The organism is Pseudoxanthomonas sp. UC19_8, assembly GCF_042700505.1.
Taxonomy (GTDB): Bacteria; Pseudomonadota; Gammaproteobacteria; order Xanthomonadales; family Xanthomonadaceae; genus Pseudoxanthomonas_A; species Pseudoxanthomonas_A winnipegensis.
Map to the genome: position 1 here is coordinate 3,492,250 of NZ_CP170559.1, position 25,650 is coordinate 3,517,899.

Sequence of the window (25,650 nt, forward strand, 5' to 3'; positions counted from 1 at the left end):
TCGTGTCGCTGGCGCGGCGCGGTCACGAACCGATGCGCGCCAGGACGCTACCCTGTGCGCATGACCTCTGCTGTGAACCACGGCTTCTCGCAGGACCACGCCGCCCTGCTCGATTCGCTCGCGGCCACGCCCGACCTGCTGCTGATCCAGGATCTGGACGGGGTGTGCATGGGGCTGGTGCACGATCCGCTGACGCGCACGCTGGAGCGTGAATACCTGGAGGCGGCGGCCCGGCTGGGCGATGCGTTCGCCGTGCTGACCAATGGCGAGCACATCGGCGCGCGCGGGGTGAACGCCATCGTCGATCGCGTGTTCGGCGCGCCCGGCTATGCCGCTGCGAACGGCGCCTATCTGCCTGGCCTGGCGGCCGGCGGCGTGCAGCTGCAGGACCGCTTCGGCACGCTCAGCCATCCGGGCGTCAGCGACGCGGAACTGGCCTTCCTGCAGGGCGTGCCCACGCGCATGACGCGCTGGCTCTCCACGCTGCTGCTCGGCGCGCCCTACCACCTCGAAGCGCATCGCGTGGCCACGCTGGCGGCCACCTGCGTGCTGGACAACCCGGCCTCGCCCACGCTCAACCTCAACGCCTTGCACCATGCTTTGGCCGAGCAGCCGGCGCTGTACGCGCAGCTGCAGCGGCAGGCGGCGGACTTCATGCAGGCGCTGCTGCGCGAGGCGCAGGCGGAGGGGTTGGACGGCGCGTTCTTCGTCCACTACGCGCCCAATCTGGGGCGCGACGACGCCGGTGCCGAGCGCCTCAAGCCGGCCGCGGAGGGCGATGCGGGCACCACCGACTTCCAGTTCATGCTCGAGGGCGCGGTCAAGGAGGCCGGTGTGCTGGTGTTGCTCAACCACCATGTGCACGCGCGCACCGGCCGCTGGCCGCTGGGCGCGGACTTCAATGCGCGGCAGGCACCGCGCACGCTGGAGGCCCAGGTGGCGCTGGCGCGAGCCCGGATCGCGCCGGCCGACATGCCGCGCCTGGTCGGCGTGGGCGACACCGTCACCAGCGTGGCGCACGACGGTGCGCAGCTGCGCGGCGGCAGCGACCGCGGCTTCCTGAGCCTGGTGCAGCGTCTGGGCGAGGCCTTCGGCACCGACAATCGTGTGCTGTTCGTGGACAGCAGCGCCGGAGAAGTACGACGGGCCGGGTTGGACGTGGCGCGCCTGTCGGCGGGCGCGGGCGATGTGGGCTTCGATCCGCGCGCCGCGGCGCTCGGCATCACCGATACGGACGATCCGCTGCGGCTGGATGTGGTGTTCCCCGGTGGCCATGCGCAGTACGTGAGGTTCTTCTGCGCGCTGGCGCAGCGGCGCGCGGCGTAGCGGGCGCGTCATAGCTGCGAATGGACGCCGGAGCTGGCGCATGCACTCACAGCGGCACTGGCACTGGCAATGAGATGGGACTGGAAGCGGGAGGCCGTCGGCTGAGCACGCGGCGTGTCTCCCAAGCGCCCCGCTTCTGCCCCTCCCCTTTGCGCGCAGCGCAAGGGGGAGGCTGGGAGGGGGTTGCTCTTGCGCTTTTGCTGTTGTTCCACGCCAGTAACAACGGCAAAAGCAACAGCAACAGCTTACCCCTCCCCGGCCCTCCCCTTCGCTGCGCGAAAGGGAGGGGGCTAAAAGCTTGTGCGCTTGCCGTGCGCCCCGTGCGCCCTGCCATGGCTCAGTCGAGCAGGGCCAGGGCGCGCTGGACGTCTTCGGCGGTGCGGGGGCGGATCATGCGCGCGATCTCTTCGCCGTCGCGCAGCAGCACCACTGTCGGCCACAGCTTGACCCGGAACGAGCGGCCCAGCGGGCGGCCGCGGCCGTCTTCGATCTTCATGTGGGCGATGTCGCCGCGCGCGTCGAAGGCGCGCTTGAAATGCGCCTGCGCCTCGATGCAATGCGGGCACCAGGCGGTGCCGAACTCGAGGGCGGTCAGGCCGGGCATCGCGTCGATCTGCGTGCGCGCCGGCTCGGGGCTGGTGAATTGTCCGGTGTAGGCCATCGTGGTGCCCCTCCCAAGGCGTGGATGCAACGCACCCTACCGCAGCGCACCTGACGCCGGCCAGCACATGGCCGGCTACAGCGCCCGGACGTAGACCAGTTGCCCGCCGTTGCCGCCGGCGGCGCGCTCCTGCACGGCGAAGTGGCGCGACTGGCTGCGGAACAGGTCGCTGAGCTTGCGATGGCCGTACAGGCGCGGATCGAAGTCGGGGCGGATCTTGTTGAGATAGGTGCCCACCGCGCCCAGCGAGGCCCAGCCTTCCTCGTCGGAAGCCTCCTCGATGGCCTGGCGCAGCAGCGACAGCGGCGGCGTGTTGCCCTTGGGCTGCACCGGCTCGGCAGCCGGGGCATTCGCGGCCTGCTTGCTCGCGCGCTTGGCCGGCGCGGGCTTGGCCGTCTCCGGCGCGGCACTGGCGGGCTCGGCGCGCAGCACATCGTTGTAGATGAACTTGTCGCAGGCCTGGACGAAGGCATCGGGCGTCTTGCGCTCGCCGAAGCCGTAGACCACCAGGCCTTCCTCGCGCAGGCGCTGGGCCAGGCGGGTGAAGTCGCTGTCGCTGGAGACCAGGCAGAAGCCGTCGAAGCGGTGCGTGTACAGCAGGTCCATCGCGTCGATGATCATCGAGCTGTCGGTGGCGTTCTTGCCGCTGGTGTAGGCGAACTGCTGCACCGGCGCGATGGAGTGCTTGAGCAGCGCGGCCTTCCACTGGGTCATGCGCGAGCTGGTGAAGTCGCCATAGATGCGCTTGACGCTGGCTACGCCGTACTTGGCGACCTCGGCCAGCAGGCCTTCGATCACCGCCGGCTGGGCGTTGTCGGCATCGATCAGCACGGCCAGGCGCTGCTGGTCGTCCTCGCTGGCGGCCTTGAGCGGCGATTTGGGCTTCATGTGGACTCCTTCGTAAAGCCGACATCCTACGCGCCGCCCACGAAGCGCCGCGTCGCCGCAGCGTGCAATGGGCGCCGTGCTTCGGCCACACTTGCGCACCCGTCCGGATTCCAAGGCTTACCGCATGTCCGCTTGGCTGCGCCGCAAACCGCTCGACCAGATCACTGTCCACGAAGCCGGGCGCCGCCTGGTGCCCACGCTGTCCTGGCCGCATCTGGTGGCGCTGGGCATCGGCGCCATCGTCGGCACCGGCATCTACACGCTGATCGGCGTGGGCGCCAACCTGGCCGGGCCCGCGGTGCTGATCTCGTTCCTGGCCGCCGGCATCGTCTGCGCCTGCGCGGCGCTGGCCTACGCCGAGATGTCCACGATGATGCCCGCGGCCGGTAGCGCCTACACCTACAGCTACGCGGCGCTGGGCGAGCTCATCGCCTGGGTGGTGGGCTGGAGCCTGATCCTGGAGTACTCGCTGGTGGTGAGCACCGTGGCGGTGGGATGGTCAGGGTACTTCGTCGGCTTCCTGCAATGGCTGGGCGTCTCGTTGCCGCATGCGCTCATCGCCGGCCCGCACGCCGGCGGCGTGCTCAACCTGCCGGCGGTGCTGATCACCTTCGCCGTGGCCGGGCTGCTGATGGCCGGCACCCGGGAGAGCGCCACGCTCAATGCGGTGCTGGTGGTGGTCAAGCTGATCGCGCTGGCGGTGTTCGTGGCGCTGGCGCTGCCGGCCTTCGACAGCGCGCACCTCACCCCGTTCATGCCCTATGGCTTCTCCAAGTCGATGGGCGCCGATGGCGTCGAGCATGGGGTGATGGCCGCGGCGGCGATCATCTTCTTCGCCTTCTACGGCTTCGATGCCATCTCCACCGCGGCGGAGGAAACCAAGAATCCCGGCCGCGACCTGTCCATCGGCATCGTCGGCTCGATGATCGGCTGCACGCTGATCTACGTGCTGGTGGCGCTGGCGGCGGTGGGCGCGATGCACTTCACCGTGTTCGGCAAGAGCGCCGAGCCGCTGGCGCTGATTCTGCGCGAGCTGGGCCACGGCACGGCCGCGGCGGTGATCGGCATCGCCGCGGTGATCGCGCTGCCGACGGTGCTGCTGGCCTTCCTGTACGGGCAGAGCCGGATCTTCTTCGTGATGTCGCGCGACGGCCTGCTGCCGCGCGGGCTGTCCAAGGTCAACGCGCGCACCGGCACGCCGGTGGCGACCACGCTGTTCACCGCGATCCTGGTCGCGGCGCTGGCCGGCGTGGCGCGCCTGGACGAGATCGCCGCGCTGGCCAATGCCGGCACGCTGGCCGCCTTCACCGCCGTGGCCGCCTGCCTGCTGGTGCTGCGCAAGCGCGAGCCGGGCCGTGCGCGCAGCTTCCGCACGCCGCTGGCCTGGGTCGTCGGCCCGGTCGCCATCGCCGGCTGCCTGTATCTGTTCTTCAGCCTGCCCAGCCGCACCCAGCTGTACTTCCTGGTGTGGAACCTGATCGGCCTGGTCGCTTACCTGGCCTACGGGCGGCGCAAGGCCGAGCTGGGCAAGACCGACGCCCCGCGCTGAAGTCGCGGGCGCTTCCCTGCCCTGTGCGGGCTAGGGCCGCTGGGCGGGGAAGCGCAGCAGGCAGATCAGCACGATGCCGATGACGCAGAACACCAGCGGCACGCACAGCGCATAGGTCCAGTTGCCGGTGTGCGCCACCAGCTGCGCCATCACCACCGGGAAGATGCCCGCGCTCACGTTGCCCCAAAACGCGGTCCAGGCCGCCAGCAGCGGCGTGCGGCGCCCGCCGAAGTCCTGCACGGACGACCACAGCACGCCCTGCACCAGGCCCACGCCGCACAGCGACAGGCACAGCGTGACTACCACCAGGTGCAGGTTGCTGATGAACGGCACCAGCGCCAGCGCGCCGCCGCCCATGCACAGGCCGAGCACGCCGGCCGGCAGGCGCGCCTGCCGCAGCGAGCCACCGCGCTTGAGCAGGTGATCGGCGAAGAAGCCGTAGGCGGTCACGCTGGCATACAGCGCCAGCCAGGGCATGGCGTTGTACCAGCCCGAGGCGGTGAGCGTGACGCCGCGTTCGCCGGTGAGGTACAGCGGCAGCCAGCTGAGGAAGAAGGCCTGCACGCTGATCAGGCAGAAGTAGAACGAGGACAGCAGCCAGGTGGTGCGCGAGGCCAGCATCTGGCGCAGCTCGGGCCAGATCCGCGTCTGGCCGTCGGCCGCCGCGACCGGCCCGCCGGGCTGGCCGCGGGTGAGCAGGCACCACACCCCGCACAGGCCGACGCCGATCAGCGCATAGGCGTAGAAGCACACCCGCCATCCGTAGCGATAGGCCAGCGCGCCGGTGAGGATCGAGCCCACCACCGGGCCGAGGTACTGACCCGACAGCGCGATGGAGGTGAAGCGCGAGCGCCGCTCGGCGGGAAACCAGCGCGCGATCGCGGCCACCGAACTGGGCCAGTCCGGGGCCTGCGCCGCGCCCAGCAGCAGGCGCAGCAGCAGCATGGTCCAGAAGCCGGCCGCCAGCGGCATCAGCCCGATGGCCAGCGACCAGCCGAACAGCGCGATCGCCAGCAGCCTGCGGAAGCCGTAGCGCTGGATCAGCCAGCCCGAGGGCAGCTGGAACAGCGCATAGGTCCAGGAGATGGCCGCCAGGATGTAGGACATCTGCGCCAGTCCGAAGCCGAACTCGCGCTGGATCACCGGCGCCACCATGACGAAGGCGTTGCGATCCACCGACAGGATCAGATTGATCGGCGCCAGCGCGAAGAAGAACGGCACCCAGGGCCGGATCCCTGCACCGGTGGTACGCGCGCTCTGCTCACCCATGCTCATTGCATCCTCTGGTGGGGGGAACCGGACCTGGCATCGGGCCGATGGACCGATGCCAGGCCATGGCGCTGGATCAGAAGTCGAAGGTCACGTTGGCGAAGAAGGTGCGCGGATCGCCGAGGAAGATGTACGTGGCCGAGCCGCCGATCCAGTAGGTCTTGTCGAACAGGTTGCTCACGCCCGCACGGTAGGTCACCGCGTGGCTGCCGACCAGCTGCTGGTACTTGGCCGTTAGGTCGTAGAGCGTGTAGCTGGGCGTGCTGACGGTGAGCTTCAGGGCGGTGTTCTGGTAGGCCACGGTCTTGCCGGTGTAGCGGGCCTGGGCCGAGAACGAGAGCCCCTCCACCGTCGGCACCGTGTAGTCGGCGTGCAGCGAGGCGCTGGTGCGATACGCACCGGGCACGCGCTTGTTGAGCAGCCAGGGAAAGGAGGCGTTGAGGTAATCGGCCTTGTCCAGCCACACGGCCGAACCGCCGACGACCAGATCGTCGCTGAGCTTCAGGTCCAGCTGGCCGTCCAGGCCCTGATAGCGGCTGATGCCGCTCTGCACCCAGACGTTGCGCTCGTTGCCGTAGCCGGTGGCGCGGTCCACGCGGAAGGCGGCCAGCGCGGTGCGCACCAGGCTGCCATCGTTCTTGAAGCCCAGCTCCCACTGCTTGCTGGTGCCCGGCTCCTTCAGCTCGCCGTAGTTGACGTACTGCGCGCCGACCGCGCTGCCCGGCTCCAGGGCCTCCGAATAGCTGGCGTACACCGTGGTCTGCTCGCGCGGCTTGTACATCAGCGCCAGCGTCGGGGTGGTCTCGTCGGTGGTCACCTCGAGACTGGACTTGGTATAGCTGGTGGGCGAGGCGAAGGTGTAGCGGCTCTGCTGCTGGCTGTAGTGGGTGAAGCGAACGCCGGCGATGGCCAGCCAGTGCGGCGTCAGCTGCACGGTGTCGCTGACGAACAGCGCCTGCTGCCGGTTCCAGTTGTTGGGGAAGCGCGCCTGGCCGTCCACGTCGATCGGCGTGTAGTTGAAGTCCTGATCGACATACAGGTTGCGATAGCCGTAGTTGCGATAGCCCGGCAGCTGGTGCGACAGGCCGCGCGTCTCGCGCTGCTTGATCGTGGTGCCGCCCAGCACCAGCCGGTTCTCCAGGCCGAACACGTCCACCGTGCCGGTCAGCAGCAGCTGCACCGCGTCGTTGTTGTAGATCTGCAGCCCCTCGAAGGTCCGGTCCTGATAGCGGCCGGCGGCGTTGATCAGGCTCAGGTAGTCCTTGGAGAACACCTGGTCGGTGCGGCTGTGGGTCAGGCGCAGGTCGGCGGCCCAGTCCTGCGCGAACTTCCAGTTCAACCCCGTGCCCACGTAGAGGAAGCGCGGGTTGTCGTAGGCCTGGTCGGCCTGCGGATTGCGCACCACGCCCTCGGGCGAGGGCAGCCGCTCCTGGTTGTAGGAGGTCAGGAAGACCATCGGCGCCGGCTTGCCGAAGCGCGACTTGACGTAGATCGAGTCGAACGACCAGGTCAGCGCATCGGTGAGGTTGGCCGTGGTGGCCAGCGACAGCGCGCGCCGCTTGACGTCGGTGCCGGTCGGCGTGGTGCCGTCCTCGTTGACCGCGTTGAGGCGGAAGCCCAGGCCGCTGCCGTCCGAGGCGCCGCGGCCGATGTCCACGTGCTCCTTGAGGATGTTGTTCGAGGTCCAGCCCACATCGGCGCTGAGCAGGCTGCCTTCGACCGGCTTCTTGGTCACGTAGTTGACCGCGCCGCCCGGCGAGGTGAAGCCGTACATGAAGCCCGAGGCGCCCTTCATCAGCTGGATCTGGTCCATGACCTCGATCGGCAGGCTCAGGCCCCAGGTGGTGACCGGCACGCCGTTGAGCTTCTGGCTGCCGTCGGTGGAGGAGATCGCGATGCCGCGCACCGAGATGAAGGACGACCAGCCGGTGTAGGCGCTGCCGGCCTGGCGGGTCACGCTGGCGTCGCCGCCGAAGGCGTCGTACAGCGAGGCCGGCTGCTTGTCTTGCAGGGCCTCGGAGGACACGGCCGAGATGGAGAACGGCGTGTTGAGCTTGGACACCACGCCCAGCGCGCCGCCGGTCACGTCCTTGATCTGGCGGGTGCCCTTGGTGATGACCTTGCCCAGTTCCTTGACGTTGTCCTCGCCGCCATCGGCGGGCGTGGCGCTCTGCGCGGCAAGCGGGCCGGCGGCCGCGCCCAGCAGCACGGCGGTGATGACACAACACAGCAGGCGGGGCCGCGCGAGGGCGCGCCGCGCATGGGCATGAGACACGACGGGGAAGGCGGAGCGGGTCATGGGGAGGTGTTCCTGAGAAGGCTGACAGGGAGGGCTGGCGAGCAGTGGAACGGCGGGAGGAGCAGGCGCGCTGAGCGGGTCAGTCGCCGATGCGGATGCAGTGCGTCGGCGGCAGCTGCCGCCGTTGGGACAGGGTGGGCAGGCGCTGGCGCGCGTCGATGACCTCGGCCGGATCCAGGCGCGCGCCGAGCACGGTGGGGTCATCGCTGGCGGCCGCGATGACCTGTCCGAACGGTGCGACGATGCGGCTGTGGCCGTAGGTGTGGACGCCATCGCGCTGGCCGCACTGGGCCGGCGCGACCACGTAGCTGCAGGTCTCGATCGCGCGGGCGCGCAGCAGGACCTCCCAGTGCAGCGGGCCGGTGACCACCGAGAACGAGGCCGGGATCAGCAGGACATCGGCGCCGGCCTGGGCCAGGGCCTCGTAGAGATAGCCGAAGCGCAGGTCGTAGCAGATCGACAGCCCCAGGCGCAGGCCCAGCGGCACGATCTCCACCACCGTCGGCGCGCCCTGGCCGGGGCGCACGCTGGCCGACTCCTGGAAGTCGCCGGCGCCGCCCAGGCGCACGTCGAAGGTGTGCAGCTTGTCGTAGCGCGCCACCACCTCGCCGCGCGGGTCGATCACATGGCTGCGGTTCCAGATGCGCGTACCGTCCTCGGTGCGCAGCAGCAGCGAGCCGGTGTGCAGCCAGATGCCGAGCTCGCGCGCCAGGTCGGCGCACAGGGCCAGCGTGGTGTCCTGCGCCTCGGGCAGGCAGGTGCCCGGATAGTCGCGGTTGTCGCGCAGCAGCAGGTTGGCCGCTTCCGGCAGGCACACCAGCTGCGCACCGGCGTGCGCCGCCGCGCGCACCGCCGCGGCGATGGCGGCGTTGTTGGCGGCCACGTCCGCGCCGCTGCACAGCTGCACGGCGGCCACCTGCACCGGCGCGCTCATGCTGTACCTCCACCGAGGCGATCGTGCGCGGCCAGGAAGGCATCGATATGCCGCATCGTCGCCTCGCGCTCTTCGACATGGCACATGTGCGAGGACGCCGGCATGCACACCCAGCGCGCGTCGGGGATGCGTTCGACATAGGCGGCCACGCAGGCCGGCGTGGCCTCGTCATGGGCGCCGGAGATCACCAGCGTCGGCGCCTGCACCTGGTCCAGGCGCGCGCCGATGTCCCAGTCGCGCAGGCTGCCGATGACGTGGAACTCGGTCGGCCCGTTCATGCTGAAGTAGACGGTGGGATCGTCGGCCATCGCGGCGAAGGTGCGCTGCACTTCCGCCGGCCAAGGGTCCAGGCGACAGACGTGGCGCTGGTAGAAGACCTGGGTGGCGGCCTGGTAGTCCGGATGCTGGTAGTCGCCGGTGGCCTCGTGGCGCTCCAGCGCCTCGCGCACGTCCTGCGGCAAGGCCTTGCGCAGCCGTTGCGCCTCGCGCACCCACAGCGGAAACGACGAAGGCGAGGAGGCGATGACCAGGGCGTTGAGTCCGGCCGGCCGCCGCACCGCGTGCTCGGCCGCCAGCATGCCGCCCCAGGACTGGCCCAGCAGGTCGTAGCGCTGGGCGATGCCCAGGTGTTCGAGCAGCGCGTCCAGCTCGTCCAGGAACAGCTGCACCGTCCAGAAGGCATCCGGCGCCTCACGCAGGTGCGTGGAGCGCCCGTTGCCCAGCTGGTCGTAGAACACCACCGGCCGGCCGCCCCGCGCCAGGTCGGCGAAGGCCTCCAGATAGTCGTGCGTGCAGCCCGGCCCGCCGTGCAGCAGCACCAGCGGGACCAGGCCGGAGCGCAGATCGCCGATCACCCGATACCACGTGGCATGCCCCCTGAAAGAGACATGGCCTTCGCGGGGGACACTGCGCTGGTGCATCGATCGTTCCGGTTGCGGGGACAGTCCCCTTCGCAACCAAGACTCGCGATCCGGCGGCCTTGCGACAACTGTAAGAAATTGCAGTTTTATTGCGAGGGCCGGTCGCTAGCATGGATCCGCAACCCGCCAGACCCCGCCGGCCTCACCGCCGCGGCGACGGCCCGCTCTTTGAGAATCCGCACATCAATCCAGCGGCTCGCGCAGATAGCCGAAATGCGCGGCACGGGCGATGGCCTGCGCCCGGTTGCGCCCGCCCAGCTTGCGCGCGGCGCTCTGCAGATGCAGCACCACGGTGGACTCGGAGCGCTTGAGCTTCCAGGCGATCTGCTTGGAGGACAGTCCCTGGGCCGAGAGCACGATGCACTCCTGCTCGCGCACGCTCAGGCCGATGCCGACCGGGGTGAGCTCCTCGCGGCCGAACAACTGCGCCAGCCGATCGTTGGTCGCATGCGCCAGATAGGCCAGCCGCAGCACGTGCAGGTCCAGCGCCTGGCGCGCCTCGGCGAAACACGCGTCGTGCCACAGCGCGGTCATGGTGGCGAAGCGGTTGCCGGGCATGTGCAGCGGCACGGTGACCCCGCGCGTGTAGTGCCAGTCGTGCAGCACTTCGGCCACCGCGTGGCTGTCCTCGTCCAGATGCGGCTGCAGCGCAGAGGCCTCCTTGCGGTGATAGGACCAGAAGAACGGGCAGGACCCGCGCAGTGCCAGCGCCTGTACCGGATCCTTCTGGTAGAGGCCCTGGCGCACCCACAGGTCGCGCATGTCCGAGGGCACGTTGCAGGGCTCGATCACGCTGGGCGTCATCAGCACGCCTTCGGGCGTGGTCGGCACCGGGGCGAAGTCGTAGATGAGCGCGTCGAATCCGAAGCGACGCGCGATCTGCAGCGCATTGCGCAGGCAATCCTGGACGCTGGTCGCCGCGGGCACCATGTCGGGCAGTTCCCACGAATTGTCGATGGCGTGCATGAGCCGGATGTCCCCAAGCATCTCGCCCCGGCCCGCTGCGGGCCAGGAAGCGGCAATGGCGAACCCGGTCGTCCTGTCCGGGCGTATAGCGCCCCTCCCCAGGGTCGCTTGCGGGGTCCTGGCCGGTCGCGGGCCGGTGCTGCGGCCCACCGTGCGCCTTGCGTCGCGCTGCCTCGCGCATCCGTGCCGACCGATCGCCAGGCGCGCTGGTGCAACCCCGAGCGCCTGCGTCCGGATCATAGCGCGGTTTTTTCGGCGCACGCGCGCGCAGGCCCCAACGGATTGATGTGCACCGATCGCCTTGGATTTCCCCATTTATTTCCGGAGTCGCGCCATCAACATCACCGTCAACAACAGCAAGCTGTTCACCCGCGGCCGCACCCCGCAGCTCGCGTGCCGCTACGACCAGCGTTTCAGCTACTGCCTGTATCTGCCGCAGACGCCGTACACCACCGCCTCGCGGATCGTGGTCGCCATGCACGGCAGCGAGCGCAGCCACCAGGACTACTGCGATGGCTTCGCCCAGCTCGCCGAGCGCTCCGGGGCGGTCGTGCTGGCGCCGCTGTTTCCCTGCGGCATCGGCGACCCGGACGACATGGACAACTACAAGTACATCCGCTACCACGACATCCGCTTCGACCTGGTGCTGCTGCGCATGGTCGAGGAGGTGCGCCAGCGCTACGGCCTGCAGCCGGCGCCGCTGCAGCTGTTCGGCTTCTCCGGCGGCGCGCACTTCGCGCATCGCTTCCTCTACCTGCATCCGCGCACGCTGGAGGCGGTGTCGATCTGCGCCCCGGGCCATCCCACGCCGCTGAACCTGCACGCGCCGTGCTGGCTGGGCGTGGCCGATCTGGAGCAGCAGTACGGGCAGGCCGTGGACCTGCCGGCGATCCGCCAGGTCGCCATCCACCTGGCCGTGGGCGAACTGGACACCGCCGAGCTGCCGCCGCTCTCGCCGCGCGCCGCGCCCGGCGTGCCGACCCTGCAGCATGGCGCGGGCCAGACCCGCATCGAACGCCTGCAGGCGCTGTCGGCCAACTACCGCAGCTGCGGCGTCGATCACCAGTTCGAACTGGTGCCCGGGGCCGGCCACCAGCGCGCGCCGCTGCAGGCCGCCGCGGCGCGCTTCTTCCTGCGGCAGCGGGGGCTGGGCGATGAATGAGCTGCCGACTAATCGCCTGGTCCAACGCCTGCGCGCGGGCGCGGTCTCGCGCGGCGCGTGGCTGTTCACCCCCAGTGCGGATGTCGCCGAGATCCTGGCCGGCTTCGCCCTGGACGCGCTGATCCTCGACCTGGAACACACGCCGACCAGCCTGGACGTGGCGCTGGCCCAGCTGCGCGCCATCGGCGCGCACGGCCCGACGCCGCTGGCGCGGGTGGACGCGGCCGACAGCCGGCTGATCAAGCCGCTGCTGGATGCCGGCGCGCAGGGCATCCTCGCGCCGAACGTGGAGTCGGCCGAGCAGGCCGCCCAGCTGGTCGCGCATTGCCGCTATCCGCCCGCCGGCCGGCGCGGCCTGCACTACACGGTCTGCCGCGCCGCCGGCTGGGGCGCGCACGCTTCGGCCTATGCCGCGCAGGCCGAGGCCAACACGCTGGTGGTGGCGATGATCGAGTCGGCGCGCGGCGTCTCTGCCATTCCCGAGCTGGCCCAGGTGCCGGGCCTGGACATGCTGTTCTTCGGCCCGCTGGATCTGTCGGCCAGCATCGGCGTGCCCGGCCGCTACGACGCGCCGGAGTTCCTCGAGCTCTGGCAAGAGGGCGAGCGCCGCTGCCGCGAGGCCGGGCTGGCCCTGGGCGGCACCGTGCTGCCCGGCCACGGCGCCGCGCGCCTGGCCGCGCGCGGCTATGGACTTGTCACGCTGGGCGCGGACGTGGGCTTCCTGCGCGCCGGCGTGGCCGCGACGCTGGAGGACCCGGCGCACCGGCTGGCGTCGACCGCGGAGGCCGAGGCATGAGCGCCCTGCCCCGCTACTGGCTCGGCGACTTCCCCGAGCCGCTGGACGCCGCCCTGTGCACCGCACTGGCCCAGGTGGAAACCTCCACCGTCGGCCATGGCGTCCCGTGGGGGCTGATGCGCCGCGACCTGCGTCCGGTCGCGCCCGGGCTGCGCCTGGTGGGGACCGCGGTCACCCTGGCCATCCCGGGCGCCGACTCGACCCTGCTGCACCACGCCCTGAGCCTGCTGCGCCCCGGCGATGCGCTGGTGATCGACCGCCTGGGCGATCGCGACCATGCCTGCCTGGGCGGCATCGTCGCCGCGGCGATCCAGCGCACCGGCGCCGCCGGCGTGATCCTCGATGGCCCCTGCACCGACCTGGAGCAGCTGCAGGCCAGCGGCCTGCCGGTGTGGTGCCGCGGCACCTCATCGGTCACCACCCGCCTGCTGGACTGGGGCGGTCGCCTCAACCATCCGGTGAGCTGCGGCGGCGTGGTGGTCCAGCCCGGCGATGCGGTGGTGGCCGATGCCGACGGCGTGCTGGTGCTGCCGCGCCAGGAGGCCGCGGAGATCGCGCGCGCCGCGCTGGCCCTGCAGGCGCGGGCCGACACCCTGCTCGACGCGGTGCGCGCGGGCCAGGCGCTGGGCCTGCACAGCGGCGCCAGCGCCCTGGTGATGGCGGGCGCCGGGCCCACGCGATGAGCTATCGCCACGTCATCGACGGCACGGTCTGGGACTTTTGCGATCTGCGCGCGCTGCTGGCCAAGGCCAGCCCGCTGCGCTCGGGCGACCAGCTGGCGGGGCTGGCCGCCGATTCGGAACTGGAGCGCATGGCCGCGCGCCTGTGCCTGGCCGAGGTGCCGCTGCGGCGCTTCCTGCACGAGGCGCTGATCCCCTACGAGCAGGACGAGGTGACGCGGCTGATCCTGGACACGCACGACGCGGTCGCCTTCGCACCGGTGGCGCACCTGACCGTGGGCGAGCTGCGCGACTGGCTGCTGTCCGAGCGCGCCACGACCGCGGCGCTGACCCAGCTGGCGCCGGGCCTGACCCCGGAGATGGTGGCCGCGGTCAGCAAGCTGATGCGCAACCAGGACCTGATCCTGATCGCGCGCCGCTGCGAGGTGGTCACGCGCTTCCGCAACACGCTGGGGCTGGCCGGCACGCTGTCGGTGCGCCTGCAGCCCAACCATCCCACCGACGATCTGCGCGGGATCGCCGCCAGCATCGTCGATGGCCTGCTGTACGGCGCCGGCGATGCGGTCATCGGCATCAACCCGGCCAGCGACGATCCGCGCGGTCTGGCCGCGCAGGTGCGCATGCTCGACGACCTCATCGCCGGGCTGGAGATCCCCACCCAGAGCTGCGTGCTGACCCACATCACCAACAGCCTGCGCATGATCGAGCGCGGCGCGCCGGTGGACCTGGTGTTCCAGTCCATCGCCGGCACCCAGGCGGCCAACGCCAGCTTCGGCATCGACCTGGCGCTGCTGGAGGAGGGCCACCAGGCCGCGCGCGCACTGGGGCGCGGCAGCGTGGGCCAGAACGTCATGTACTTCGAGACCGGGCAGGGCAGCGCGCTGTCGGCCGGTGCGCACCATGGCGTGGATCAGCAGACCTGCGAGGCGCGCGCCTACGCGGTGGCGCGCCGGTTCCAGCCGCTGCTGGTCAATACGGTGGTGGGCTTCATCGGCCCCGAATACCTGCTGGACGGCAAGCAGATCATCCGCGCCGGGCTGGAGGACCACTTCTGCGGCAAGCTGCTCGGGCTGCCGATGGGCTGCGACGTCTGCTACACCAACCATGCGCAGGCCGACGCGGACGACATGGACACGCTGATGACCCTGCTGGCCGCCGCGGGCCTGACCTACATGATGGGCGTGCCCGGCGGCGACGACATCATGCTGATGTACCAGAGCAGCGCCTTCCACGACGCGCTGTACCTGCGCCGGCTGCTGGGACTGCGGCGCGCGCCGGAGTTCGAGCGCTGGCTGCAGCGCGTGTCGCTGGCGGACGCCAACGGCGCGCTGCTGCAGCACGGGCGGCAGCCGGAGATGATGCAGCGCCTGCTTGAGCGCATGCCGCCGCAGGCCGGCCCATGAGCGGGGACACCGATCCGGACCTGCGCGCGCCCCTGCCCGACCCCTGGCAGGCCCTGCGCGAGCACACCCCGGCCAGGATCGGCCTGGGCCGCAGCGGCACCAGCCTGCCCACGCGCGAGGTGCTCGCCGCCGGCGTGGCGCATGCGCGGGCGCGCGATGCGGTCCACGCCGCGATGGACTGCGCGGCCCTGCGCGCCGCGCTGGCGGCGCTGGGCCTGCAGGCGATCGAGGTGGACAGCGCCGCGCCCGATCGCGCCCGTTATCTGCGCCGTCCCGACCTTGGACGGCAGCTGTCCGCCGAGAGCCGTCAGGCGCTGGGCCAGCAGCCGCGCCTGCGCCAGGACGACGCCCTGCTGCTGGTGATCGCCGATGGCCTGTCGGCCACCGCCATCGCGCGGCACGCCGCAGCGGTCTGCGCCCAGATCCTGGCCCAGCGCCCGGTCGACTGGTCGGTGGGCCCGGTGATCCTGGCCCGGCAGGCGCGCGTGGCGCTGGGCGATGCCTGCGGCGATCTGCTCGGCGCGCCGATGGTGGCGGTGCTGATCGGCGAGCGCCCGGGCCTGAGCACCTGCGACAGCCTGGGGATCTACCTGACCCACACTCCGGGCCCGGGCCTGACCGATGCCGACCGCAACTGCATCTCCAACATCCACGCCGCCGGGCTGTCGCCGGCCCAGGCCGCCGCCAAGCTCTGGTGGCTGATCGGCGCTGCGCAGCTGTTAGGCGCCACCGGCGTGGCGCTCAAGGACGAAAGTCAGGGCCTGCTGCCCGGCTGAGGGTCTGGCCGGCAGGCCTGTGTTGGCCTACTTGCGCGCGGACAGATCGATCGCGCACACCGCCGCGCCGTCGCCGCTGCCGGAGAGCTCGCGGATCGGCGGCAGCTGCTGCGCCCGGGCGACGTCGAGCTTGCCGGCCGGGCAGTCGAAGGTCAGCGGGCCGGCGGCCTTGACCGGGGCGAAGCGCCAGGAGGTCGGCTCGAGGTCGGCCGGCGTGATCCTGCCCTTGGCCTTGATCCAGGCCGCCAGGATCTCGCGGCTGCCGTCGGGCGCGGCCAGCACGATGTTGCGGCCGTCCAGGCCCGGGAAGCCGCCACCGCCGCTGGCGCGGTAGTTGTTGGTCACCACCACGAACGGCTGCTTCGGATCGATCGACTTGCCCCGGTAGGTCAGCTGGGTGATGCGCTGGCCGGCCGGCTTGGTCACATCGATCACATAGGCCACGCCGCCCTGCAGCTGATCGACGTTGTAGGGCACGTAGCGGGTGTTGATCAGCGCCTGCGGGCCGGGCTTGGCCGGGTCGATGGTGCTGTAGCGCTGGGCCGAGGTCTCCAGCCAGGCCTTGACCCCGGCGCCGTCGGTCTTCACCGCCGTCAGCGTGTTGGGATAGAAGTACAGATCGGCGGCGCTGCGCAGGGTCAGCGTGCCGGCGGGCACGTCGGTGTAGTCGTCCGGCCCGCCGAAGCCGGTGCGGAACGGCGCGGCCGCCGACAGCACCGGCACGTCCTTCAGTTCCGGATGCTGCACCGGCAGCTCGCGCAGCACGTAGTCGCGCTGGGCGGCGTTGACCACGGCCAGCGCGGTGCTGTTGCCCACATCGGCGAAGTAGCTGGAGAAGTGCACGGTGCTGGTGCCGATCGGCGTGTCGACATAGGCCTGCGCGGCCGCATGCGCACGCGCCACCAGCGGCGCGATGGCCGGATCCACCGGCACGCACTCGGTCTTGGACGTGCAGATCGGGCGCACCTCGCTGTGCGTGCCGGCCGGATCGATCGCCCAGCGCCCGTCGCGGCGTACCAGCTTCAGGTCGATCACGCCCAGGTCCTTGCCGAAGAAGCCGCCCATCACCGCCGGCTTGCCGCGCACGAAGCCGCGCGTGGCGTCGGTCTGCGGCAGATCCTTGTAGCGCGGCCCCGGGAATTCGGTATGCGAATGGCCCAGCAGCAGCACGTCGATGCCGGGCACGCCGGCCAGGTGCCAGCCGCCGTTCTCCATGTCCGGCGTGTACGGCGCGGCGTTGAGCCCGCCGTGCAGGATGCCGACCACCAGGTCAGGGTGCTGGGCCTGGATCTGCGGCAGGTAGCGCTGCGCGGCCTCGACCACGCCGGTCACGGTGACCTTGCCTTCCAGGTTCTGCTTGTCCCAGTCCAGGATCGGCGGCGGGGTGAAGCCGATGATGGCCACCCGCAGCGGCACGCGCGCCGGCTTGCCGTCGGCGCCGGTGACGGTGATGTCCTTGGACACGATGGTCCATGGCTGGAAGATCGGCTGGCCGTCGCGCGCGCTGAACACGTTGGACAGCACCAGCGGGAAGTCGGGCCCCTTGCACTTGGCCTTGGTGCCGCCCTCGACGTTCATCGGCGTGCCGGTGACCTGCGACAGGAAGCCCAGGCCGTAGTTGAACTCATGGTTGCCGGCGGTGCCGCCGTCGTAACCCATCGCGTCGAAGGCCTGGTAGATGCCCAGCTCCTCCTCGCAGCCGACCGGCTGCACCTTGGCCTGGAAATCGGCCAGCACCGAGCCCTGGATGGTGTCGCCGCTGTCGAACAGGAAGGTATTGGGAAACTCCGCCCGCGCGCGGCGGATCAGCGTGGCCACCCGCTCATAGCCCAGCGTGGGGTCTTCCTTCTGCTTGTAGTAGTCGTAGCTGAGGATGTTGGAGTGAACGTCGGTGGTTTCCAGGATCGCCACCTGCGCGGTGGCGCCATCGGCCAGCGCCGAGCGCGTAGCGGGCGCCGAGGCGCAGCCGGCCAGCGCGGCGGGAACGGAGCAGGACAGCAGGAGCAGGCGTTTTGAGATCACGAGCGTCACGCGGCGGAGCGGGCGGGCGAAAGTAGCAGATCGCGTTGGCCTGCCAATGTCACACCGGCGCATCGGGTGCGATTGAGGGAGGACGCAGTGATGCGCTCGCTATACTGGATGCCTGCGCGCAGCGCTCCGGCTCCTTCCGCTCCAGGGACGTCCCCGATGCCCGAGTTCAGCCATCTGCTTGCCTTCGCCCTTGTCGCGCTCGGCATGGTCCTGACGCCGGGGCCGAACATGATCTATCTGATCTCGCGCTCGATCAGCCAGGGCACGTCCGCTGGCCTCATCTCCCTGATCGGCGTCGCGCTCGGCTTCGTGTTCTACATGCTGTGCGCGGCGCTGGGCATCACCGCCTTCGTGGTGGCCGTGCCCTATGCCTACGACACCTTGCGCCTGGCCGGCGCGGCCTATCTGCTGTGGCTGGCCTGGCAGGCGCTGCGGCCCGGCGGCCGCTCGCCGTTCCAGGTGCGCGACCTGCCCAAGGACGATGCCCGCAAGCTGATCACGATGGGATTCCTCACCAATCTGTTCAATCCCAAGATCGCGGTGATGTATCTGTCCCTGCTGCCGCAGTTCGTCGATCCCACGCGCGGGGATGTGCTGAGCCAGTCGCTGGTGCTGGGTTCCACCCAGATCGTCATCAGCGTGGCGGTCAATGCCGTGATCGCCATGTTCGCCGGCCGCATCGCGCAGTTCCTGGCGCAGCGGCCGACCTGGCAGCGCGTGCAACGCTGGCTGATGGGCACGGTGCTGGCCGCGCTGGCGGTGCGCATCGCCACCGAATCGCGCCGCTAGCCTCCGGCGCCGGGCCGCGCCATACGCCGGCGCACGTGGTCGTGGGGCGACGCGGGGCTTAAGATGCCGCGCGCAACGTGTTCCCCATTCGAGAGGCATCGTCTTGATCATCCATCCCAAGGTCCGCGGATTCATCTGCACCACCACCCATCCGCTGGGCTGCGAGCTCAACGTGCGCGACCAGATCGCCGCCACGCGCGCGCGCGGCGTGCGCCAGGACGGTCCGAAGAAGGTGCTGGTGATCGGCGCCTCCAGCGGCTACGGCCTGGCCGCGCGCATCAGCGCGGCGTTCGGCTTCGGCGCCGACACGCTGGGGGTGTTCTTCGAGAAGCCCGGCAGCGACAAGAAGGCCGGCACCGCGGGCTGGTACAACGCGGCCGCCTTCGACAAGTTCGCCAAGCAGGCCGGGCTGTACGCGCGCTCGATCAACGGCGATGCGTTCTCCGACGAGGCGCGGGCCAAGGTCATCGAGCTGATCAAGACCGAGATGGGCGGCCAAGTGGACCTGGTGGTGTATTCGCTGGCCTCGCCGGTGCGCAAGCTGCCGTCCACCGGCGAGCTCAAGCGCTCGGCGCTCAAGCCGATCGGCGCGCCCTACACCTCCACCGCCATCGACACCAACAAGGACACCATCACCACCGCCAGCATCGAGCCGGCCACCGAGGAGGAGATCGCCGACACGGTCACCGTGATGGGCGGCCAGGACTGGGAACTGTGGATCGATGCGCTGGCCCAGGCCGGCGTGCTGGCACCGGCGGCCAGGACGGTGGCCTTCAGCTACATCGGCACCGAGATCACCTGGCCGATCTACTGGCACGGCGCGCTGGGCAAGGCCAAGGCCGACCTGGACGCGACCGCGCAGCGCCTGGGCGCCAGGCTCGCCGCCACCGGCGGCAGCGCCAACGTGGCCGTGCTCAAGTCGGTGGTGACCCAGGCCAGCTCGGCCATCCCGGTGATGCCGCTGTACATCTCCATCGTCTTCAAGGTGATGAAGGAGTTGGGCCTGCACGAGGGCACCATCGAGCAGCTGGACCGTCTGTTCCGCGAGCGCATGTACCGCGCCGACGGCGCCGCGCCCGAGCTGGACGACGAGCAGCGCCTGCGCCTGGACGACTGGGAGCTCAAGCCCGAGGTGCAGACCGCGGCCAAGGCGATCTGGCCGCAGGTCACCAGCGAGAACCTGTTCGAGCTGACCGACTACGCCAACTACAAGCGCGAGTTCCTCAGGCTGTTCGGCTTCGAGCGCGACGATGTGGATTACGACGCCGATGTCGATCCGGACGTGAAGTTCGATGTGATCGAGCTCTGAGGAGCTTTTAGCAGGAACGAGTAGGGAGGAACGAGGGACGCGTAAGCGCCTCCCTCGAGCCTCCCGCCGTCATTCCCGCGAACGCGGGAAATGCTTTTCGGCAGACGCACGTCTGACCATGCGGCGCCGCTGGCTTTACCGCGCGAACGTCCATGGATTCCAGCGTTCGCGGGAATGACGATAGGGAGTTGGTTGCGGGCTCCTGCTCGCGCTCCATTCCTCCGCCCTCGCTCCTGTTTCTCACGGAACATTTCCCCGCGCGGCGTATGTTTGCCGCTTCCGCTCTCCCCTTGTCTCCCCCACTTCCACCACGATGAATCCAGCCTCGCCCCCCCACGGCGCACCCGCGGTGATCCGTGTCACCGCCGGCAACTTCCTCGAGATGTACGACTTCATGGTCTATGGCTTCTACGCCACGACCATCGGTCACACCTTCTTCCCCTCTCAGAACGCCTTCGCCTCGCTGATGCTGTCGCTGGCGACGTTCGGCGCGGGCTTCCTGATGCGCCCGCTCGGCGCGCTGGTGCTGGGCGCCTACATCGACCGCCACGGCCGGCGCAAAGGCCTGCTGCTGACGCTGGGTCTGATGTCGCTGGGCGTGCTGCTGATCGCCTTCGTGCCCGGCTACGCCACGCTGGGCGTGCTGGCGCCGCTGCTGGTGCTGCTGGGCCGGCTGCTGCAGGGCTTCTCGGCCGGTGCGGAGCTGGGCGGCGTGTCGGTCTACCTGTCCGAGATCGCCACGCCCGGCCACCGCGGCTTCTACGTGGCCTGGCAGTCGGCCAGCCAGCAGGTGGCGGTGGTGTTCGCCGGCGCGCTGGGCGTGGCGCTGCACTCGTGGCTGGCGCCGGCGCAGATGGACGCCTGGGGCTGGCGCATCCCGTTCTTCATCGGTTGCCTGATCGTGCCGGTGATCTTCCTCATCCGGCGCTCGATGGAGGAAAGCCCCGAGTTCGCCGCGCGCACCGAGCGCCCGGACGGCCGCGCGGTGCTGCGCTCGCTGCGGCAGAACACCGGCGTGGTGCTGGCCGGCGTGGGCATGGTGATGATGACCACGGTGTCCTTCTACCTGATCACCGCCTACATGCCGACCTACGGCCGCGACGCGTTGCAGCTGTCGGACCTGGACAGCCTGCTGGTGACCTGCTGCATCGGCCTGTCCAACTTCGTCTGGCTGCCGGTGTTCGGCGCACTGAGCGACCGCGTCGGCCGCCGCCCGCTGCTGGTCGCCGCGTCCCTGGCCACCCTGCTCACCGCCTGGCCGCTGCTGCACTGGCTGGTGGCCTCGCCCTCGTTCGTGCGGCTGCTGATTGCCGGCGAATGGCTCTCGCTGCTCTACGGCGCCTACAACGGCGCGATGGTGGTGGCGCTGACCGAGGTGATGCCGGCCTCGGTGCGCACCACCGGCTTCTCGCTGGCCTACAGCCTGGCCACGGCGACCATGGGCGGCTTCACCCCGGCGGTCTCGACCTGGCTGATCCACGCCACCGGCAGCAAGGCGGCCCCGGCGCTGTGGCTGTCGCTGGCCGCGCTGATCGGCCTGGTGGCGACACTGGTGCTGTTCCGCCGCGCGCGGGCGCAGGTCGGCGAGCCGACGCCTTCCTGAGCCTGGTGGCGGGCGTGGGCGAACGCTCGGCGGTGCGCTCACCGCCCCGCCTCGCCCGCGTCCCTAGCTGCGCTGCATGCCCCAGCGCCGCACGGTCAGCCGCTCCAGGCCGCTGAAGACCACCACCTCCACCAGCAGCCCCAGCACGATCACCATCGCCAGGCCGGCGAACACCTTGTCGGTGTAGAGCTCGTTGCGGTTCTGGAAGATGTACCAACCCAGCCCGCCCTGACCCGAGGTGGCGCCGAACACCAGCTCGGCGGCGATCAGCGTGCGCCAGGCGAAGGCCCAGGCGATCTTCAGCCCCGACAGGATCGAGGGCAGCGCCGCGGGCACCAGCAGCTGCACGACATAGCGCGGTCCGCGCAGGCCCAGGTTGCGCCCGGCCATGCGCAGGGTCTGCGGCACCGCCTCGAACCCGGCGAAGGTGCTCAGCGCCAGCGGCCACAACACCGAGTGCACCAGCACGAACACCAGGCTGCCGGTCCCCAGCCCGAACCACAGCAGCGCCAGCGGCAGCAGCGCGATGGCCGGCAGCGGATTGAACATCGCCACCAGCGTGCCCAGCACATCGCGGCCGATGCGCGTGGAGGCCGCCAGCGCGGTCAGCGCGAACGCGCCGAGCACGCCCAGCGCATAGCCCTGCGCGAGCACCCACAGCGAGGCGGCCACGCGCCGCGGCAGCTCGCCGGAGATCAGCCCGTCGTAGAAGGCGCGCGCGGTCTGCAGGAAGCTCGGCAGCAGCAGGTCGTTGCCGACCAGGCGCGCGGCGATCTCCCAGACGACGGCCAGCACCACCAGCACCAGCGCGCGACGCAGGCCGTCCGGCCAAGGCCGGCGCCGCGCCTGCGGGATCGCGCGCGCGGCCTCCACCGGCACCACGCTGCGCGTGTATTCCGGGCGCACCGGCGGCTGCCGGCGCAGCGGCGTGGCCACCGCGCTCATGCCTGGGCCTCGCTGCGCGCGCGCAGCGGCGTCGGCGCGGCATGCGGCGCCTCGAACAGCAGGTGGTGGATATGCGCGCTGGCCTGCTGGAAGGCGACGCTGGCGCCGCTGCCGGCATCGAACTGGTGCGCGTTGAGTTCGGCGCGCACCTGGCCCGGGTGCGGCGAGAGCAGCAGCACCCGGCTGCCGACCACCAGCGCCTCGTCGATGGAATGGGTGACGAACAGCAGGGTGAAGCGCACCTGCTCCCACAGCGCCAGCAGCTGGGCCTGCATGCGCTGGCGGGTCAGCGCGTCCAGCGCGGCGAAGGGCTCGTCCATCAGCAGCACGCGCGGCTGCATCGCCAGCGCGCGGGCGATGGCCACGCGCTGCTTCATGCCGCCGGACAGAGTGTGCGGATAGGCGTCGGCGAAGGCGGTCAGGCCGACCTTCTCCAGCGCATCGCCGGCGCGTTCGCGCGCCTCGGCCCGGCCCAACCTGCGCGCGACGCGCAGGCCGAACTCGACGTTCTGCCGCACCGTCTTCCACGGCGCCAGCTGGTCGAACTCCTGGAACACCACGCCGCGATCCGGCCCGGGCGCGGCGACCGGCGTCCCGTCCAGCCGGATCTGGCCCTCGCTCGGCGTCAGGAACCCGGCCACCGCCTTGAGCAGGGTCGACTTGCCGCAGCCCGACGGCCCCAGCAGCACGAAGCGGTCGGCCTCGTGCACGTCGAAGCTCACCCGATGGGTGGCGCGCACCACGCGCCCGGCCTCGGCGTACTCCAGGCTGACGTGGTCCACCTGCAGCATCGGCTGCGGCAATGCGTGCACGTTCACCGGCCTAGCTCCCGCCCGCGATGAGCGGGTCGTCGAAGAAGTAGTCGCCCACCGCGCCCGGCGCCTGCTTGATCGCGCCGACCTGCTGCATGAAGCGGCCCAGCCCCAGCGTGTTCTGCGGCGCGATGGTGAACTGCACCTGCGGATCGCGCAGCACGGCCAGCACCTGTTCGCGCTCGCTGCCCGGATTGCGCTGCACGTAGACCTCGGCCGCCTCCTCGGGATGGGCGACGATGAACTTGGCCGCCTGGTCCAGTCCGGCCAGGAAGGCGTGGTACAGCGCGGGATTGTCCTTGCGGAACTTCGCCGTGGCGTACAGCACCGTGGCCGAGGACGGACCGCCCAGCACCTGGTAGGAATCCAGGATCACGTGCGCGGCCGGATTGCGCGCCAGCTCCTGCTGCTGGAACGGCGGAGTGGAGAAATGCGCGGTGATCTCGCTGCCGCCGGAGATGATCGCCGCCGCCGCGTCCGGATGCGGCAGGGCGACCTGCTGCGCGTCCAGCTTCAGCGCCTGCGCCTGGCCCCAGCGCTGGGCCGAGGCGTACTGCAGGATGCGCGCCTGCACCGACACGCCGACCGCCGGCACCGCGATGCGATCGCTCGGGCGCAGATCGTCGATGCTGCGCACCGACGGCGCGTTGCTGATCAGCTGATAGGGGAAGTTGCCCAGCGAGGCCACGCCGCGCACGTCCTGGCGGCCGCGCGTGCGGTCCCACAGGGTGAACAGCGGCCCAGTGCCGGCGCCGGCCACGTCGATGGCGCCGCTGAGCAGCGCATCGTTGATCGCCGCGCCGCCCGACAGCTGCCGGGTCTCCACCTTGACCGCCAAGCCCTGGGCCTTGGCCTGCTCGACGATGAAGCCCTTGGCGTCGGCCACGTCCAGCAGCAGGTAGACGATGCCGAACTGCTTGCCGATGCGCAGCGTGGCCTGCTGCGGCGCCGCGCCCGCCGGCGCCTCGCCCTGGCCGGCGTTGCCGCAGGCCGCCAGCAGCGCGGCGCACAGCAGCAGCGCCGTGGCGGGCAGCAGGCGGCGGCGCAGGAACGCGCGGGTCGATGCGGAACGTGGGGGCATTGGACAGGCTCGGGATTGGGGATTCGGGATTAGTGGTTGGGCGCGTCGCTTCAGAACGGCGCGTCGCCCTCGATGGTGGTGCGGTAGAGCAGGCGGCGTTCGCTGTCGGGCGTGCCGGCGGCCAGGTGCATGACCGAGCGGTTGTCCCAGAACACCAGGTCGTGCGGCTGCCAGCGATGGCGGTACACCAGGGATTCCCGCGTGCTCAGCGCGAACAGCTCGGCCAGCAGCGCATCGCTTTCGTCCTGCGGCAGGTCGACGATGCGGGTGGTGAAGTGCTCGCTGACGAACAGCGCGCGGCGGCCGGTCTCCGGATGGATACGCACCACCGGATGCCGTACCGGCACGACCTCGTCGATCTGTTCCTGGGTCAGCGCCGGGCGATAGGGATTGCGCGCACGCAGCTCCTCGTACTTGGCCAGGTAGCTGTGCTCGGCGAGGCGGCCGTCGATGGCGCGGCGCAGCTCGGCCGGCAGCGTGTCGAAGGCCAGGTGCTGGTTGGCGAACAAGGTGTCGCCGCCCTCGCGCGGCAGCTCCTGCGCATGCAGCAGCGAGCCCAGGCTGGGCCGCTCCTTGTAGGACAGGTCCGAATGCCAGTAGTGGCCCGCATCGCCCAGGCCGATCGGCTTGCCGTCCTGCTTGATGTTGGACACCACCAGCACCTCCGGATGCCCGGCCAGCTGGAAGTTGCGCAGCACGTGGATCTGCAGCGGCCCGAAGCGGCGGCTGAAGTCCACCTGCTGGGCCGGGGTGATGCGCGCATCGCGGAACACCAGCACGTGGTGGTCCAGGTGCGCGCGGTGGATGCGCGCGAAGGTCGCCACGCTCAGCGGGCGCGACAGGTCCAGGCCCCAGACTTCCGCGCCCAGCGGCGCGTCGAAGGGGACGATCTCCACCGCGTCGGCGATGGCAGGGGAAACGGCGTGGGCAGCGACAGCCATGGGCGGCTCCGGGAGGGATCACGTCCAACGGCGCCGTGCGCCGCCGGACCTGCCACCCTAGGGGCCGTCAGACGGCGACTGAAATAGCCATCGGGCATGTCGTCCGCCTTCGATGGCATATGCCGCGCACGGCGGTCGTCAGGAACGGGCCTTCCCCGGCCCGCCGGGCGCCCAGGCCGGCAGCGTGCGGCCGCGGGCGACCTTGAGGATGCGGCCCCAGATGCGGGCGAACAGCTCGGTCAGCTGCTGATGGTCCATGCCGTGCGGATGACCGCGCGATCCGGCCTCGTAATGCGCCAGCGCCTCGATCAGCGAGGCGCGCGGGTAACGCACGTACAGCGTGTAGACCAGCTCGATCAGCGGCCAGCAGCGGTGGATGTCGTCGCCCGCCTTGGCGCAGGGCAGGTCCATGAAGCGCGTCCGCCAGTATTCCTGCTCGACCTCGAGGTCCAGCCAGTCTGGCCAATCGCGGCGGCTCGGGTCCTGATCCATGGGTTGGACGTTACCCGG

23 protein-coding genes are annotated in these 25,650 nt (G+C 70.6%); 10 read left to right on the plus strand and 13 right to left on the minus strand.

Annotated features, from left to right (window positions below):
• Positions 1–60: 60 nt before the first annotated feature.
• On the plus strand, positions 61–1,326 hold the full coding sequence (gene stpA, locus ACFJIT_RS15450; RefSeq protein WP_379654151.1) for a glucosylglycerol 3-phosphatase: 1,266 nt from the start codon (positions 61–63) through the stop codon (positions 1,324–1,326).
• Positions 1,327–1,663: 337 nt separating this feature from the next.
• Here the strand turns inward: stpA and ACFJIT_RS15455 are convergent, their stop codons facing one another.
• On the minus strand, positions 1,664–1,987 hold the full coding sequence (locus tag ACFJIT_RS15455; protein ID WP_130514667.1) for a thioredoxin family protein: 324 nt from the start codon (positions 1,985–1,987) through the stop codon (positions 1,664–1,666).
• Positions 1,988–2,062: 75 nt separating this feature from the next.
• A complete protein-coding gene (locus ACFJIT_RS15460; RefSeq protein WP_130514666.1) occupies positions 2,063–2,875 on the minus strand; it encodes an NYN domain-containing protein in 813 nt (270 codons plus the stop codon).
• Positions 2,876–2,999: 124 nt separating this feature from the next.
• Here ACFJIT_RS15460 and ACFJIT_RS15465 point away from each other — a divergent pair, with 124 nt between their 5' ends.
• Positions 3,000–4,424, plus strand: coding sequence for an amino acid permease (locus ACFJIT_RS15465; RefSeq protein ID WP_379654152.1), 1,425 nt, complete (start codon positions 3,000–3,002; stop codon positions 4,422–4,424).
• 30 nt (positions 4,425–4,454) lie between these two features.
• Here the strand turns inward: ACFJIT_RS15465 and ACFJIT_RS15470 are convergent, their stop codons facing one another.
• The 5 genes from ACFJIT_RS15470 to ACFJIT_RS15490 all read right to left on the minus strand — a co-directional run bounded on the left by ACFJIT_RS15470 (position 4,455) and on the right by ACFJIT_RS15490 (position 10,812).
• On the minus strand, positions 4,455–5,699 hold the full coding sequence (locus tag ACFJIT_RS15470) for an MFS transporter (RefSeq protein ID WP_379654153.1): 1,245 nt from the start codon (positions 5,697–5,699) through the stop codon (positions 4,455–4,457).
• A 70-nt stretch (positions 5,700–5,769) separates the two neighbouring features.
• Entirely contained in the window at positions 5,770–7,992 is a 2,223-nt protein-coding gene (locus ACFJIT_RS15475; RefSeq protein ID WP_379654154.1) for a TonB-dependent siderophore receptor, read from the minus strand.
• Between the two features lie 79 nt (positions 7,993–8,071).
• The gene (locus tag ACFJIT_RS15480; RefSeq protein ID WP_379654155.1) at positions 8,072–8,926 is read right to left on the minus strand and encodes a nitrilase-related carbon-nitrogen hydrolase; all 855 of its coding nucleotides are present in this window, start codon (positions 8,924–8,926) and stop codon (positions 8,072–8,074) included.
• Entirely contained in the window at positions 8,923–9,846 is a 924-nt protein-coding gene (locus ACFJIT_RS15485) for a proline iminopeptidase-family hydrolase (protein WP_379654156.1), read from the minus strand. Before ACFJIT_RS15485 ends, ACFJIT_RS15480 begins: the two co-directional genes overlap by 4 nt.
• 183 nt (positions 9,847–10,029) lie before the next feature.
• Positions 10,030–10,812: a LuxR family transcriptional regulator gene (locus tag ACFJIT_RS15490; protein ID WP_205956729.1), complete on the minus strand. Its 783-nt coding sequence runs from the start codon at positions 10,810–10,812 to the stop codon at positions 10,030–10,032.
• Between the two features lie 301 nt (positions 10,813–11,113).
• Between ACFJIT_RS15490 and ACFJIT_RS15495 the strand changes: the two genes are divergently transcribed.
• The 5 genes from ACFJIT_RS15495 to eutC are packed head-to-tail and all read left to right on the plus strand — an operon-like array spanning position 11,114 to position 15,629.
• On the plus strand, positions 11,114–11,974 hold the full coding sequence (locus ACFJIT_RS15495; RefSeq protein ID WP_379654157.1) for a hypothetical protein: 861 nt from the start codon (positions 11,114–11,116) through the stop codon (positions 11,972–11,974).
• Positions 11,967–12,770, plus strand: coding sequence for an HpcH/HpaI aldolase/citrate lyase family protein (locus tag ACFJIT_RS15500; protein WP_379654158.1), 804 nt, complete (start codon positions 11,967–11,969; stop codon positions 12,768–12,770). Before ACFJIT_RS15495 ends, ACFJIT_RS15500 begins: the two co-directional genes overlap by 8 nt.
• Positions 12,767–13,453 carry an RraA family protein gene (locus tag ACFJIT_RS15505; protein WP_379654159.1) on the plus strand — a complete coding sequence of 229 codons (687 nt, stop codon included), beginning with the start codon at positions 12,767–12,769 and terminating at the stop codon, positions 13,451–13,453. Before ACFJIT_RS15500 ends, ACFJIT_RS15505 begins: the two co-directional genes overlap by 4 nt.
• Positions 13,450–14,853: an ethanolamine ammonia-lyase subunit EutB gene (locus tag ACFJIT_RS15510; protein ID WP_379654160.1), complete on the plus strand. Its 1,404-nt coding sequence runs from the start codon at positions 13,450–13,452 to the stop codon at positions 14,851–14,853. The genes ACFJIT_RS15505 and ACFJIT_RS15510 overlap by 4 nt, the downstream gene beginning before the upstream one ends.
• Positions 14,850–15,629, plus strand: coding sequence for an ethanolamine ammonia-lyase subunit EutC (eutC, locus tag ACFJIT_RS15515; protein WP_379654161.1), 780 nt, complete (start codon positions 14,850–14,852; stop codon positions 15,627–15,629). The genes ACFJIT_RS15510 and eutC overlap by 4 nt, the downstream gene beginning before the upstream one ends.
• Before the next feature lie 27 nt (positions 15,630–15,656).
• Here the strand turns inward: eutC and ACFJIT_RS15520 are convergent, their stop codons facing one another.
• The gene (locus ACFJIT_RS15520) at positions 15,657–17,723 is read right to left on the minus strand and encodes a bifunctional 2',3'-cyclic-nucleotide 2'-phosphodiesterase/3'-nucleotidase (protein WP_379654162.1); all 2,067 of its coding nucleotides are present in this window, start codon (positions 17,721–17,723) and stop codon (positions 15,657–15,659) included.
• 93 nt (positions 17,724–17,816) lie between these two features.
• On the opposite strand from ACFJIT_RS15520, the gene ACFJIT_RS15525 reads away from it, so the two are divergent.
• From ACFJIT_RS15525 to ACFJIT_RS15535, 3 genes are all read left to right on the plus strand, one after another.
• Complete coding sequence (locus ACFJIT_RS15525; RefSeq protein ID WP_130534847.1) at positions 17,817–18,449, plus strand: LysE family translocator; 633 nt, start codon at positions 17,817–17,819, stop codon at positions 18,447–18,449.
• A gap of 103 nt (positions 18,450–18,552) precedes the next feature.
• Positions 18,553–19,758 carry an enoyl-ACP reductase FabV gene (gene fabV, locus ACFJIT_RS15530; protein WP_379654163.1) on the plus strand — a complete coding sequence of 402 codons (1,206 nt, stop codon included), beginning with the start codon at positions 18,553–18,555 and terminating at the stop codon, positions 19,756–19,758.
• A gap of 313 nt (positions 19,759–20,071) precedes the next feature.
• On the plus strand, positions 20,072–21,361 hold the full coding sequence (locus tag ACFJIT_RS15535; protein WP_379654164.1) for an MFS transporter: 1,290 nt from the start codon (positions 20,072–20,074) through the stop codon (positions 21,359–21,361).
• Positions 21,362–21,424: 63 nt separating this feature from the next.
• Here ACFJIT_RS15535 and ACFJIT_RS15540 read toward each other — a convergent pair whose 3' ends face one another.
• From ACFJIT_RS15540 to ACFJIT_RS15560, 5 genes are all read right to left on the minus strand, one after another.
• Complete coding sequence (locus ACFJIT_RS15540) at positions 21,425–22,306, minus strand: ABC transporter permease (RefSeq protein WP_379654165.1); 882 nt, start codon at positions 22,304–22,306, stop codon at positions 21,425–21,427.
• Entirely contained in the window at positions 22,303–23,109 is an 807-nt protein-coding gene (locus ACFJIT_RS15545; RefSeq protein WP_379655787.1) for an ABC transporter ATP-binding protein, read from the minus strand. Before ACFJIT_RS15545 ends, ACFJIT_RS15540 begins: the two co-directional genes overlap by 4 nt.
• 19 nt (positions 23,110–23,128) lie before the next feature.
• On the minus strand, positions 23,129–24,199 hold the full coding sequence (locus ACFJIT_RS15550; protein WP_130523977.1) for an ABC transporter substrate-binding protein: 1,071 nt from the start codon (positions 24,197–24,199) through the stop codon (positions 23,129–23,131).
• Positions 24,200–24,249: 50 nt separating this feature from the next.
• Entirely contained in the window at positions 24,250–25,140 is an 891-nt protein-coding gene (locus ACFJIT_RS15555; RefSeq protein WP_379654166.1) for a TauD/TfdA dioxygenase family protein, read from the minus strand.
• Positions 25,141–25,278: 138 nt separating this feature from the next.
• Complete coding sequence (locus tag ACFJIT_RS15560) at positions 25,279–25,632, minus strand: hypothetical protein (protein WP_286576157.1); 354 nt, start codon at positions 25,630–25,632, stop codon at positions 25,279–25,281.
• Positions 25,633–25,650: the final 18 nt, after the last annotated feature.

Coding starts and splice junctions, on each gene's coding strand:
- stpA (WP_379654151.1), top strand. CDS start 61: ATGACCTCTGCTGTGAACCACGGCTTCTCGCAGGACCACGCCGCCCTG.
- ACFJIT_RS15455 (WP_130514667.1), bottom strand. CDS start 1,987: ATGGCCTACACCGGACAATTCACCAGCCCCGAGCCGGCGCGCACGCAG.
- ACFJIT_RS15460 (WP_130514666.1), bottom strand. CDS start 2,875: ATGAAGCCCAAATCGCCGCTCAAGGCCGCCAGCGAGGACGACCAGCAG.
- ACFJIT_RS15465 (WP_379654152.1), top strand. CDS start 3,000: ATGTCCGCTTGGCTGCGCCGCAAACCGCTCGACCAGATCACTGTCCAC.
- ACFJIT_RS15470 (WP_379654153.1), bottom strand. CDS start 5,699: ATGAGCATGGGTGAGCAGAGCGCGCGTACCACCGGTGCAGGGATCCGG.
- ACFJIT_RS15475 (WP_379654154.1), bottom strand. CDS start 7,992: ATGACCCGCTCCGCCTTCCCCGTCGTGTCTCATGCCCATGCGCGGCGC.
- ACFJIT_RS15480 (WP_379654155.1), bottom strand. CDS start 8,926: ATGAGCGCGCCGGTGCAGGTGGCCGCCGTGCAGCTGTGCAGCGGCGCG.
- ACFJIT_RS15485 (WP_379654156.1), bottom strand. CDS start 9,846: ATGCACCAGCGCAGTGTCCCCCGCGAAGGCCATGTCTCTTTCAGGGGG.
- ACFJIT_RS15490 (WP_205956729.1), bottom strand. CDS start 10,812: ATGCACGCCATCGACAATTCGTGGGAACTGCCCGACATGGTGCCCGCG.
- ACFJIT_RS15500 (WP_379654158.1), top strand. CDS start 11,967: ATGAATGAGCTGCCGACTAATCGCCTGGTCCAACGCCTGCGCGCGGGC.
- ACFJIT_RS15505 (WP_379654159.1), top strand. CDS start 12,767: ATGAGCGCCCTGCCCCGCTACTGGCTCGGCGACTTCCCCGAGCCGCTG.
- ACFJIT_RS15510 (WP_379654160.1), top strand. CDS start 13,450: ATGAGCTATCGCCACGTCATCGACGGCACGGTCTGGGACTTTTGCGAT.
- eutC (WP_379654161.1), top strand. CDS start 14,850: ATGAGCGGGGACACCGATCCGGACCTGCGCGCGCCCCTGCCCGACCCC.
- ACFJIT_RS15520 (WP_379654162.1), bottom strand. CDS start 17,723: ATGCGCCGGTGTGACATTGGCAGGCCAACGCGATCTGCTACTTTCGCC.
- ACFJIT_RS15525 (WP_130534847.1), top strand. CDS start 17,817: ATGCCCGAGTTCAGCCATCTGCTTGCCTTCGCCCTTGTCGCGCTCGGC.
- ACFJIT_RS15535 (WP_379654164.1), top strand. CDS start 20,072: ATGAATCCAGCCTCGCCCCCCCACGGCGCACCCGCGGTGATCCGTGTC.
- ACFJIT_RS15540 (WP_379654165.1), bottom strand. CDS start 22,306: ATGAGCGCGGTGGCCACGCCGCTGCGCCGGCAGCCGCCGGTGCGCCCG.
- ACFJIT_RS15550 (WP_130523977.1), bottom strand. CDS start 24,199: ATGCCCCCACGTTCCGCATCGACCCGCGCGTTCCTGCGCCGCCGCCTG.
- ACFJIT_RS15555 (WP_379654166.1), bottom strand. CDS start 25,140: ATGGCTGTCGCTGCCCACGCCGTTTCCCCTGCCATCGCCGACGCGGTG.
- ACFJIT_RS15560 (WP_286576157.1), bottom strand. CDS start 25,632: ATGGATCAGGACCCGAGCCGCCGCGATTGGCCAGACTGGCTGGACCTC.